The organism is Bradyrhizobium sp. (genome assembly GCF_035701725.1).
Taxonomy (GTDB): domain Bacteria; phylum Pseudomonadota; class Alphaproteobacteria; order Rhizobiales; family Xanthobacteraceae; genus Bradyrhizobium.
In genome coordinates this window covers 1-11,082 of sequence record NZ_DASSRP010000339.1, presented here as the reverse complement: position 1 = coordinate 11,082, position 11,082 = coordinate 1, and the positions used below count along the sequence as shown (strand labels likewise).

Genomic DNA, 11,082 nt, shown 5'->3' with positions numbered 1-11,082 from the left:
TTCCTGTGTCAGCCCTCCGAAGCCATAGGCGTCGCCCTTGACCTCGTCGACATGGAGGTAGCTCTCGTTATGGAGCGGCCCCAGCAGTTCCCCCATGCGCGCAAACATCGACGCGATATAGGCCGCCTTTTCGTCCTTGGTGTTGGTGCCCTCGGTGACATGGATGTCGAGCCAGAAGCTTGCGAGTTGCTGCTCGGCCAACGATTTGCCCCCGGCGAACCAGTCCGCCGGATCGACCGATTTGACGATAATGGCCGTCACCTTCGGGTCCTTGTGCAGGATGTTCGCGGTGAGTTCGCTGACGGCCGCAGCGATATCGGCCTTGAGCGAGGGTGAATGGCGGGAGCTCGAATAGCTGACAGTGATAAGCGGCATGGTCTTCTCCTTGTCTTCCGCAAAACGAATGCGTCAGGCGAAAGCTAGACGTCCCCTCCTCATTTTGGTACCTTATCTTTGTGTATATCAAAGATAAGATATATTGATGATGACCGGGACGCTCGATATCCCGACCGTTCAGGCCTTTCTGCTGGTGGCGGAACTGCAAAGCTTCACCCGCACGGCAGAGGCGCTTGGCACCACGCAGGCCGCGGTCAGTATGAAATTACAGCGGCTGGAGAACGTGCTCGGCAAGCGGCTGGTCGAGCGCTCGCCGCGCGCGGTCCGGCTGACGTCGGACGGCACGGCATTTCTTGCGAATGCACGCACGCTGATGGCGGCGCACGACCGCGCACTTCTGGGCGAGCGGGCTTCGCGCCAGCAATTGTCACTCGGCATCAGCGATCATGCTGCCGGTCCCCAGCTCGTCTCTCTGCTCGAGCGACTCAACGCGGTGTCGGCGCAATTATCATTTGCCGTCACCATCGGCTTCTCGCGCGATCTACTCGATGCCTACGATGCCGGCGCGCTGGATGCGGTAATTGTGCGCCAGGAATCCGGCCGGCGCGGCGGCGAAAAACTTGCCGAAGATTCCTTCGGCTGGTTCGCAGCACCCCGGTTCAAGTGGCAGCGGGGCGAGAGCCTGCCCCTGGCGACGCTGGCCCCGCCCTGCGGCGTGCGCGCGATCGCGGTGCGCGCGCTCGACAAGGCGGGCATCGAATGGAACGAAGCCTTTGTTGGCGGAGGCGTTTCCGCAACCGTCGCGGCCGCGCTCGCCGGGCTTGGGGTCGCGCCACTGGCTCGGCGTATCGCCCCACCCGGCATGATTGACCTCGGCCCCGAACGCGGCCTGCCGCCGATGCCGACATCGAAAGTGATGCTGCATTCGAAGGTGGCCGATCCGGTCAAGCTCGCGGCGCTTCGAACCTTGTCCGCAGCGTTCCGAAGTCTGGATGTGAAGACGTAATCCAGAAAAAAGCCCCGCTGTCCAGCGGGGCTTTTGTCCGTTGGCCGAGCCGCCGGCTAACGTTGGGTGTTGGTCCCACTCCCGGTCTGATCGAGGGTCGATCCGCTCGGCGAGGTGTTGATCAGCGAGTTCCCGGAAGGATTCATCGGCGCACTCGGGTTGCCCATCGCGCCGGGCTTTGCCTGACCGGTGGTCGCGCCCGGCGGGCTGCCCGCTGCAGGTACACCGCCCGCTGCACCACTGGTGCCGCCCGTCGAAGACGCACCTGCGCTACCTGCCGCGCCGCCGGCACCACCACCCGCTCCGGCGGCCTGCGCCAGCGAAACCGAAGTTGCGAGCGCGAACGCGCCCGCCAATATCAAGGTCGCTAGTTTCATGGGTTGTTCCCTCGTACTTGATGCAGGACAACCGGGAACGCGCGGCAGGCGTTCCCTCACCTCTTGATGAACGGACGTGTCAAGTTACCGAGAATCGAACCACCGCGACCTATTTGGCGAGGGTCGGCAAGATCTTCAGTCGCCACAGGTTCCAGATGCGATCCATCACCGCGAAGTTGGTCTGGTCGGCCTTCACGCCCTCGCCCGGCGTCAGGTAATTCGGCTCGCCGCCAAGCGCGAGTGCCTGCGCCTGCAGCTTGGCGTTCACGTCGGTGTAGTAGGCGCGAAACACCGCCATCTTCACCGTCGGTCCGACGGTGACATCGCCATGGCCGCGCATCAACGCCACCGGCTTATCGGAGAGCGCTGACGCCAGCGACTTGCCGATGGCCTGATTGCTGACGAGCATGTTGGTGTCGCCGAAATCTTTCCGGATATCCCACACCGGTACGCCGACGGCGAGGAAAGACGGGTTGTGATACATCGCACGTAGCGGCACGTTGCTCACGGAAAAGGGAATCACGCCCGGCGAATGTGTGTGAACCACCGACATCACATCGGGTCGCGCCCGGTAGATTTCGGCATGGATGAAGCGCTCGAGAAACACGTTTCGCCCGCGCGCATCGACCGGATTGCCGTCGAGATCGAACTCCATGATGTCGTCGGCCGTGACCAGCGCGGGCGCCAGCGAACGCGACATCAGGAAGTGGTTCGGGTTGGTAGGATGGCGCGCGCTGACGTGACCGAAGCCGTCCAGCACGCCAAAATCGGCCAGGATCCGGCTGCCGACGACAATATCTTCCAGCAAGGCTGGATCAACGCCGGGCAATGCGGCCGATGGCGTTTGCGCCGAAGCGTCGAACCGGCCGGCGAGAAGCCCAAGCGCCACGAGGACGCCAAAGCGGGCCAGCCCGGCGGCCATCCGGGTCCATCGGAATTTTCTTGTCATCGTTCTCTCCCTTGAACGCCGTTTATTAGATCGTCGGCAGCACGGAAAACGCTTCGCTTGGATGCCGCAGCCGCAAGGCATCGTCATTTGCTGTTTCCTCAATGACATGGTCGACCCGTGCGGCTCCGGGCCCCTTCCCGCAGGATGCAATCATCGCGGCGACGACTTCCGTCTCGCCTTCGAACACGGCTTCCACGCTGCCGTCTCTGCGGTTTCGTACCCAGCCATTCAGGCCAAGGCGCCTCGCCTCGTGGTCGACCCAGGCGCGATATCCAACACCCTGCACGCGACCGCGGATCACGACCTGGCGAATGACGCCGCTCATCGCTTGATCCCCAGGAACGCGGCCAGACGGGTGTTCACTTCGACCTCGCGCGCCACCTGCGCGCTCAAATCGGCCGGCGCAAGACCGGTCAAGGCCTTTGGCGGCGTTCCCTCACGCAACGCCTTAAGGGTCGCGTAAACTGCCTGCGTCGCCGCCGAGATCGGCGCGTGGCCCTGCAGCGCGATCCTGACCCGCTGCTCCCTCAGGTAGGCGAGATCGGACATCGCCTCCGGCGCACCACCGAGCACGATCGGCAGCCGCGTCGCACGCGAAATTGCTTCCAGCTCCGCCTTTGCCTTGATGCCCGTGAAGAACAATGCATCGACACCACTGGCTTCATAGGCTTTCGCGCGCGCGATCGCATCCTCAAGCGAGGAAATCGACACCGCTCCCGTGCGCCCGATGATGACGAGCGACGGATCGCGCCGCGCATCCAGCGCCGCCTTCACCTTGCCGACGCCCTCCTCCAGCGAAATCAGCTGGGTTTTCGCCTCACCGTAAGCCGGCGGCAGCAGCGTGTCTTCGATCGTGAGACCTGCGGCGCCCGCGGTCTCCAGCTCCTCGATCGTGCGACGCACGTTCAGCGCGTTGCCGTAGCCATGATCGGCATCGACCACGACCGGCAAGGTCGAGGCACGCGACATGCGCCGCATCTGCTCGGCGAGTTCGGTGAGCGTGATCAGCGCGATATCGGGATCGCCGAGCACCGCGAGTGAGGCGACCGAACCACCAAACATGCCGATTTCGAAACCAAGATCTTCGGCGATGCGGATCGAAATCGCGTCATAGACCGAGCCGGGATGGATGCAGGTTGATCCGGTAAGAACGGAGCGGAGCCGGTCTCTGCGCGCGCGGAAAGTCATTCTTATTTTTCCTTATCGTCATTGCGAGCGAAGCGAAGCAATCCAGATCGCAAAGCAAAGTCTGGATTGCTTCGTCGCCATGCTCCTCGCAATGACGTTGCCTATGCGAACTCCAGAATCAGCGCGTCCACCGCCAGCGTTGCGCCGGCGGCGGCATAAATCTTCTTCACCCTGCCGTCCTGCTCGGCGCGCAGCACGTTCTGCATCTTCATCGCCTCGATGACCGCAAGCGTTTCGCCGGCTTTGACCTCCTGGCCTTCGCTGACCGCGATCGAGACCACGAGACCCGGCATCGGACACAGCAACTTCTTGCCGGAATCGGATGCGGTGGTCACGGGCATCAGCCGCGCGGCGGTCGCTTCGGCCTCGGTGAACACCTGGATCGCGACTTCAAAGCCCTGATGTGCGAGACGGAAGCCGTTGAGAACGGGACGTACCTGCATGACCAGGTCCGCGCCATCGATTGCGCCATGCCAGACCGGCTCGCCCGGCTTCCAGGACGACGTAACCGTATGGGCCTGGCTCATTGTGCCGTCGGCATCGGCGAAGCGGATCACGAGATCGTCGGCCTCACGCATGATCTCAAGCGCGATTTCCTCGCGGTCGAGCCACACCGCGCGACGGCTTTCGCGCCGCACCGGACGGCCGATCATCTGGCCGGAAATCTGCCGCTTGCGCTCTCCGAGGACATGATCGATTGCGGCCGCAACCGCCGCCAGACGCCTTGCGATCTCGCCTTCCGGCGCACGCGCCGAGAATCCGCGCGGAAATTCCTCAGCGATGAAGCCGGTCGATAGCTTGCCTTCGCGCCAGCGCGGATGGTTCATCAGTGCCGCGAGGAACGGAATGTTGTGCCTGATGCCGTCGACATAGAACGAATCCAGCGCCATCGACTGCGCCTCGATTGCGGCCGCACGCGAGGGCGCATGCGTGACCAGCTTGGCGATCATCGGATCATAGTAGATCGGGATTTCGCCGCCCTCCTGCACGCCGGTGTCGTTGCGCACGGTGACGCCACCAGCCTCGCGTTCGGCCGGCGGGCGGTATTTGACGAGCCGGCCGACGGAGGGCAGGAAATTGCGGAACGGATCTTCGGCGTAGACGCGCGATTCCACCGCCCACCCCTTCAAGGTTACGTCTTTTTGGGCGATCTTGAGCTTCTCGCCGGCGGCGACCCGGATCATCTGCTCGACAAGATCGATGCCGGTGACGAGCTCGGTCACGGGATGCTCGACCTGCAAGCGCGTGTTCATCTCCAGGAAGTAGAAGCTTTTGTCCTGCCCCGCGACGAATTCGACGGTGCCGGCGGAATCGTAGTTCACGGCTTTCGCCAGCGCGACCGCCTGCTCACCCATCTTTCGCCGCGTGGTCTCGTCGAGCAGCGGCGACGGCGCCTCCTCGATGACCTTCTGGTTGCGACGCTGGATCGAACATTCGCGCTCGCCGAGATAGATCACGTTGCCATGCTTGTCTCCGAGCACCTGGATTTCGATGTGCCGGGGGTCGACGATGAACTTCTCGATGAAGACACGATCATCACCAAAGGATGATTTCGCCTCCGCCTTGGCGAGATTGAAGCCTTCGGCGACCTCGGCCTTGGAATGGGCGATCCGCATGCCCTTGCCGCCGCCGCCAGCGGACGCCTTGATCATCACGGGATAACCGATCTGATCGGCGATCTTCACGGCGTGCTTGTCGTCTTCGATCACCCCAAGGTGGCCCGGAACGGTCGACACCTTGGCAGCCGCAGCCGCCTTCTTCGATTCGATCTTGTCGCCCATCGCGGCGATGGCACCCGGATTGGGTCCGATGAAGACGATGCCGGCCTTCTCCAGCGCACGCGGAAACGCCTCGCGCTCGGAGAGAAACCCGTAACCGGGATGCACCGCCTCTGCGCCGGTCGAGCGGCACGCCTCAACGATCTTGTCGATCACGAGATAGCTTTCGGCCGCGGCCGGCGGGCCGATAAACACGGCTTCGTCGGCCATCTCGACGTGAAGGGCGTCGCGGTCGGCCTCGGAATAGACGGCAACCGTCTCGACACCCATCCGCCGCGCCGATTTGATGATGCGGCAGGCAATCTCGCCGCGATTGGCGATCAGAATTCGTTTGAACATGCGAAGACTACTTGTGGCCTCCCTCCTGCCGCGCTGGCGCGCGGGTTTATGCGAACCATGTCGTACAGCAAAACCGAGCCGAGGCAACGGGTTATATGCGGGAAAACCATCGTTCCCGATCTTGCACCGGGCATACCAGCAGGGCAGCAGCCGCGACCTCCCGGTGCAGCTTCTCCTGTCCCATAAAATTCCATTATCAGGCTCAGCCGGCCGACCGCCGCCGCGCTGGGAGCTCTGATTGGCATTGCGGCGCAACGGCCAAATCAATCGTTTCCCGGCGGAAAACCGAAACCAGGATGGCACCGACGAACTTTCGATCCTTCTCAGCCAGGTGTCTTCGCAGGACATCGCCGCCTGTCCGGACAAGCTGAGAGAGCTGGAGAGCCTCCGGGAGATTACTGTGGTGAGACGCTCCGAGGACAAGCCGAACACATTGGCTAAAGGTCGGACGGGAGCGCGACCACAAGGCCTAAGCATTCATCGGCAAGATGTGATAGGCGTGGGCACAGGTTACATTGGTTTGCGCAGTTCGATCATGCGTTGGTTTGTCCTTTCCCTGACCCTGCTCGCCGCCGGCCCAAGCTTCGCCGCCAGTCCGGTGGTGCGCGACGGCAGCGCGATCGACATCGCCGGGACCACCTATCGCCTCGATGGCATCGACGCACCGGCCTACGATCAGCTCTGCATCGACGATCATGCCGACAGCTGGACCTGCGGGGTCGAGGCGCGCGATCAACTCAACAGGCTGATCGGCGGCCGCGACGTCCGCTGCGAGGACTTAGGGCCGGACACCGCTTACAAGAACTGGCGCCTCGGCACCTGCACGGTGAAGGATGAGGCCGTGAGCCTCAATCAACTGATGGTCAGAGGCGGCTTCGCCATGAACTCTCCGTCCATGGGAAAAAGCCGCTTCGGCGATGACGAAGCCGATGCCAGAAACAATCGCCGAGGTCTTTGGAAGGGATGTTTCATCGCCCCGCTGGAATTCCGCGCCGGACGACGCGATGGTGCGCTGCTCGGCGGCGCCTGCCGGGCCGACAAGGATCGCGAAATCCGCGAGGCACTGTTTCCGCCTGACCCCGCGATGCCGTCAGGATGCGGTATCAAGGGCAAGTATGCGCTGCGCGCCAAGGTCACCGGCAACATCGGCATTTATCATCTGCAGATGTGTGCAAGTTATCCCGCGCTGACCCGCCCGGATCGCTGGTTCTGCTCCGAGGACGACGCCAAGGCGGCCGGCTTCCGCAAGGCGTATAACTGCCGGCCCTTCACGCGCCAGCGCAGCTAACATGACAAAAATATGACATTTGCCCCGTTCCACCCGTCCTCCTAATGTGACGGTTCGGTAAATGGGATCTTCTTATGAAGCACGATACGGGTTTCAGCATACTGACCGGCAACGATATCGCGGTCCGGCTCTTTAAAGCTGGCGATGTCATTTTTCGCGAGGGCGACGAGGCGACCGAGCTTTTCGTGATCAAGAGCGGACAAGTTCGGATTCAGATCGGCAACCGCACCGTCGCCGAATTCGGTCAGGATAGCATTTTCGGCGAGATGGCGCTGATCGACAGCGAGCCGCGCAGTGCGACTGCGACTGCGATCGCCGATGTCGAACTGGTGCCGGTATCTGAAAGGCAATTTCTGTTTCTGGTCAGCCAAACTCCCTACTTCGCGCTCAAAGTGATGCGCGTGCTCGCCCAGCGTCTCCGGGTGACGAACAAGACAGCTGGCTAGCCTCAGCGTCGAAGGCTGCTATTCAAAGACTCACGCTTCACAGGCACAGAATTGAGCAGGGCCCCTTGTAACAATTCTGTCGTGGGGCGAACCTAGACAGGAAAACGGCGGCTTCGGCCGTCGTTTCGATTCTGTTTCGATTTTGGGAGAATTTCAAAAGATGCGCCGCACGGTGACGATGCTATCTGCTGGGTTGCTGGTGCTGTCGGCGGACGCCGCCTTCTCGCAAAACAGCCGTCCTCACAACCTCATCCTGTTCGTGCCGGACGGCTTGCGCGGAAAGATCGTCAGCGCCGAGACGGCGCCTGCCATGGCCGAAGTACGCGACAAGGGAGTCAATTTCAAGAATTCCCATTCGATGTTTCCCACCTTCACGACCGCCAATGCCTCGGCGATGGCGACCGGCCACCACCTCGGCGACACCGGCGACTTCTCCAACACGATCTATACCGGCTATCCGGTCGGGCCGGCCGGCGGCACGGTGACACCGTTCCTTGAGGTCGATAGCGTCATCGCCGATGTCGATGAGCATTTCGGCGGTGACTATCTGAACGAGGAAACCATCTTGAAGATGGCGCGCGGCAAAGGCTTCAGCACCGCCGCGCTCGGCAAGGTCGGCCCCACCCTGATTTTTGATCATACCGACAAGGTCGGTGCCGACGGCAACCATTCGATCGTCATCGATGACGCCACCGGCGGCAAGAATGGCGTGCCGCTGTCGGAAGAAATGAAAGCTGCGCTCGCCAAGGCCGGCCTGCCGCTGGCGACGCCGCCGCGCGGCGATAATGGCAAAGCCGGCGATGCCAAGACGCCGGGCACCGTGGTGGCCAACACCGAACAACAGGGCTATTTCGTCGACGTCGCGGCCAAGGTGGTGCTGCCGTTATTCAAGGCCCGCAACAAGCCGTTCCTGATGGTGTTCTGGTCGCGCGATCCCGACGGCAGCCAGCACAACAACGGCGACAGCCTGAATGCGGTGACACCGGGCATCAATGGGCCGACCTCGCTCGCCAGCATCAAGAACGCCGACAACAACCTCGCGGCGCTTCGCAAGGCGCTCGATGAACTCGGCCTTGCCGGCGATACCAACATCATCATCGCCTCCGACCACGGCTTCTCGACGATTTCCAAAGAGAGCAAGACCAGTCCATCGGCAAAGCTCTCCTACGATGACACCCCGAACGATTTCCTGCCGATGGGCTTTCTGGCGCTCGACCTTGCAAAGGCGCTCGACCTGCCGTTGTTCGATCCCAATGACAACAATGCCAAGGTGGCCGACGGCGCGCACTCGAAAGCTGGCAACGGCCTGTTGGGCCGGGATCCTGCAAAGCCCGACCTCGTCGTTGCCACCAACGGCGGATCGGACCTGATCTACCTGCCGAAAAGCGACAAGAAGCTGGCCGATCGGACCATCAAAGCGCTGCTGGAGCAGGATTACGTCAGCGGGATCTTCGTCGACGACAAGCTCGGCCGTTTCCACGGCACGTTGCCGCTCTCGCAGATCGGACTGAAAGGCAAGGCGGTGACGCCGACACCTTCGATCGTGGTCAACTTCCGTTCCTGGGCACAAGGCTGCGACGAGCCGAGCAACTGCGCTGTCGAGGTTGCCGACACCGTGCTGCGCCAGGGTCAGGGCATGCATGGCAGCTTCGGCCGGGGCGATACGCTGAACTTCATGGCCGCGATCGGACCGGATTTCAAAACCGGTTACGTCGATGCCCTGCCGGTCAACAATGCCGACGTCGGCATCACGATCGCCCAGTTGATGGGGCTGCGCGCGCCGGGCGTCGGCGGTCTCGAAGGCCGGGTAATATCCGAGGCACTGCCCAACGGTATCGTCCCCAAATCGTCCGACGGCACGGTCACATCGAAGCCCGCCGCCAACGGCTTGCAGACCGTGGTCAAATTCCAGCGCGTACTCTCGCACCGCTATTTCGACGTTGCCGGTTTTCCCGGCCGAACCGTTGGCCTTGATGCCGAAAGCGGCAGACAAAAAACGGCGGGGAAATAACCCGCCGCTCCACGTAAAGACGCGCTGCGTGGCCTACATTCCGATGTCGAACATGTTGGGCAGCTGCGCCAGCGGCACGGCGACCCCGACGATCGTAGCGATCAAGGCGGCGAGCGTACGATTGTGCCGCCTATTGCCCCGCATCTGGGTGGCAATCCAGTTCAGCACTTCGATATCGACCTTGGCGGCATAAGCAGGCGCCCAGCTCTCGATCGCCGTGTCCGGGGCGAGCGCGACGGTGCGCGGAGGCACCGGCAGACCGGAGGCCGAAGCGGCGTGATGGACAACCGCTTTGGCGATCAGGTCGTCGAAGCGGCCGGAGTCGCTGCGCTCGGTGGCGGCGCCATCGATCTCGAACAGGGCTTCGGCTTCCGCGCGGCTGACCGGCTGATGGGCGACCGCCGAGGCGGTGAGGATGCGCTCGCACCAGGCTACGTCAGCGGCGTCGAGTTCGCGGGAGAAATGGACGCGGCCCTTTGTGGTCGGGCCTTCGCCAGTGATCACGCCGTCACGGACAATTCCTAAAGCGCGGGCGGCGGTGTCTCGGCAGGAAATCTTGGAGGGCTCGAGGGTAGCGGCAGTTTCGGCCAACTTGGCCAACGGGGCAGACATTGGAGTTACTCTTTCGAAGTCTCAGTTTCTCAGGTTTTCGGCCAGTGGACGTAAACGACCGGTTAATGATTCGAAACCCGGCAGGTTCAAATTTTACGGAGAGCCGGTTTGTCGCTGCAGGCATCAGAGAGGTTCGTCGGGCGAGAGGGGTTCAGCCCTGATTGTGGCATCCGCGCGGCGAAGGCGACGATGGTATTATGTTCCCGAAACAGGGACCTTTTCCATGAGCGGGGGTTATCACAAGAAAATGCCAGGGACGATCGGCCGCGGAGAACAAACTGCCCTTTTCCAAGGCAGTCATTCACTTGACGGATGCGCGCTCCTATACTCGTTGTGACAGATATCCCCAAGCTTGAACGACATGAGGTCGACTGATGGCACTACAAATTGGCGCCGTGGCCCCGGATTTCGAGGCCCAAACCACCGAAGGCAAGATCAAGTTCCATGACTGGATCGGCAACAGTTGGGCACTCTTGTTCTCGCACCCCAAGGACTTCACCCCTGTCTGCACGACGGAACTCGGCGCGCTGGCGCGGCTGAAGCCGGAATTTGACAAGCGCGGCGTCAAGCTGATGGGCCTTTCGGTCGATCCGGTCGACAAGCACGCCAAGTGGTCGGAAGACATCCGCGAGACGCAAGGCGCCGCGCCGAACTATCCCATGATCGGTGACACCGACTTCCATGTCTCGAAGCTCTACGACATGCTACCGGCCTCGACGTCCGGCGACGTCGGCGCCCGCACGGCGGCCGAC

Annotated in this window: 12 protein-coding genes; 5 read left to right on the top strand and 7 right to left on the bottom strand. The window is 62.3% G+C overall.

Features of this window, described 5'->3' with window-relative positions:
- A partial coding sequence (locus VFL62_RS20490; RefSeq protein WP_325174208.1) for a 4-oxalocrotonate tautomerase family protein occupies positions 1-375 on the bottom strand: 375 nt, incomplete at its 3' end.
- Positions 376-484: 109 nt separating this feature from the next.
- Between VFL62_RS20490 and VFL62_RS20485 the strand changes: the two genes are divergently transcribed.
- Positions 485-1,342, top strand: coding sequence for a LysR substrate-binding domain-containing protein (locus VFL62_RS20485; protein WP_325174209.1), 858 nt, complete (start codon positions 485-487; stop codon positions 1,340-1,342).
- A 56-nt stretch (positions 1,343-1,398) separates the two neighbouring features.
- Here the strand turns inward: VFL62_RS20485 and VFL62_RS20480 are convergent, their stop codons facing one another.
- From VFL62_RS20480 to VFL62_RS20460, 5 genes are all read right to left on the bottom strand, one after another.
- Complete coding sequence (locus VFL62_RS20480) at positions 1,399-1,719, bottom strand: hypothetical protein (protein ID WP_325174207.1); 321 nt, start codon at positions 1,717-1,719, stop codon at positions 1,399-1,401.
- 109 nt (positions 1,720-1,828) lie between these two features.
- Positions 1,829-2,668, bottom strand: coding sequence for a class II aldolase/adducin family protein (locus tag VFL62_RS20475; RefSeq protein ID WP_325174206.1), 840 nt, complete (start codon positions 2,666-2,668; stop codon positions 1,829-1,831).
- 25 nt (positions 2,669-2,693) lie between these two features.
- Positions 2,694-2,993, bottom strand: a complete 300-nt coding sequence (locus tag VFL62_RS20470) for an acylphosphatase (RefSeq protein WP_325174205.1) — start codon at positions 2,991-2,993, stop codon at positions 2,694-2,696.
- The gene (locus VFL62_RS20465) at positions 2,990-3,856 is read right to left on the bottom strand and encodes an isocitrate lyase/PEP mutase family protein (protein WP_325174204.1); all 867 of its coding nucleotides are present in this window, start codon (positions 3,854-3,856) and stop codon (positions 2,990-2,992) included. The genes VFL62_RS20470 and VFL62_RS20465 overlap by 4 nt, the downstream gene beginning before the upstream one ends.
- Before the next feature lie 101 nt (positions 3,857-3,957).
- Positions 3,958-5,973 (bottom strand): acetyl/propionyl/methylcrotonyl-CoA carboxylase subunit alpha, encoded by a 2,016-nt coding sequence (locus VFL62_RS20460; RefSeq protein WP_325174203.1) that lies wholly within the window; start codon positions 5,971-5,973, stop codon positions 3,958-3,960.
- A gap of 535 nt (positions 5,974-6,508) precedes the next feature.
- Here VFL62_RS20460 and VFL62_RS20455 point away from each other — a divergent pair.
- From VFL62_RS20455 to VFL62_RS20445, 3 genes are all read left to right on the top strand, one after another.
- Complete coding sequence (locus tag VFL62_RS20455) at positions 6,509-7,261, top strand: thermonuclease family protein (protein ID WP_325174202.1); 753 nt, start codon at positions 6,509-6,511, stop codon at positions 7,259-7,261.
- Positions 7,262-7,335: 74 nt separating this feature from the next.
- Positions 7,336-7,707, top strand: coding sequence for a cyclic nucleotide-binding domain-containing protein (locus VFL62_RS20450; protein ID WP_325174201.1), 372 nt, complete (start codon positions 7,336-7,338; stop codon positions 7,705-7,707).
- Between the two features lie 160 nt (positions 7,708-7,867).
- Positions 7,868-9,718 carry an alkaline phosphatase family protein gene (locus VFL62_RS20445; RefSeq protein WP_325174200.1) on the top strand — a complete coding sequence of 617 codons (1,851 nt, stop codon included), beginning with the start codon at positions 7,868-7,870 and terminating at the stop codon, positions 9,716-9,718.
- A 33-nt stretch (positions 9,719-9,751) separates the two neighbouring features.
- Here the strand turns inward: VFL62_RS20445 and VFL62_RS20440 are convergent, their stop codons facing one another.
- Positions 9,752-10,330: a hypothetical protein gene (locus tag VFL62_RS20440; RefSeq protein ID WP_325174199.1), complete on the bottom strand. Its 579-nt coding sequence runs from the start codon at positions 10,328-10,330 to the stop codon at positions 9,752-9,754.
- 374 nt (positions 10,331-10,704) lie between these two features.
- Between VFL62_RS20440 and VFL62_RS20435 the strand changes: the two genes are divergently transcribed.
- A partial coding sequence (locus VFL62_RS20435) for a redoxin domain-containing protein (RefSeq protein WP_325174198.1) occupies positions 10,705-11,082 on the top strand: 378 nt, incomplete at its 3' end.

Coding starts and splice junctions, on each gene's coding strand:
- VFL62_RS20485 (WP_325174209.1), top strand. CDS start 485: ATGACCGGGACGCTCGATATCCCGACCGTTCAGGCCTTTCTGCTGGTG.
- VFL62_RS20480 (WP_325174207.1), bottom strand. CDS start 1,719: ATGAAACTAGCGACCTTGATATTGGCGGGCGCGTTCGCGCTCGCAACT.
- VFL62_RS20475 (WP_325174206.1), bottom strand. CDS start 2,668: ATGACAAGAAAATTCCGATGGACCCGGATGGCCGCCGGGCTGGCCCGC.
- VFL62_RS20470 (WP_325174205.1), bottom strand. CDS start 2,993: ATGAGCGGCGTCATTCGCCAGGTCGTGATCCGCGGTCGCGTGCAGGGT.
- VFL62_RS20465 (WP_325174204.1), bottom strand. CDS start 3,856: ATGACTTTCCGCGCGCGCAGAGACCGGCTCCGCTCCGTTCTTACCGGA.
- VFL62_RS20460 (WP_325174203.1), bottom strand. CDS start 5,973: ATGTTCAAACGAATTCTGATCGCCAATCGCGGCGAGATTGCCTGCCGC.
- VFL62_RS20455 (WP_325174202.1), top strand. CDS start 6,509: ATGCGTTGGTTTGTCCTTTCCCTGACCCTGCTCGCCGCCGGCCCAAGC.
- VFL62_RS20450 (WP_325174201.1), top strand. CDS start 7,336: ATGAAGCACGATACGGGTTTCAGCATACTGACCGGCAACGATATCGCG.
- VFL62_RS20445 (WP_325174200.1), top strand. CDS start 7,868: ATGCGCCGCACGGTGACGATGCTATCTGCTGGGTTGCTGGTGCTGTCG.
- VFL62_RS20440 (WP_325174199.1), bottom strand. CDS start 10,330: ATGTCTGCCCCGTTGGCCAAGTTGGCCGAAACTGCCGCTACCCTCGAG.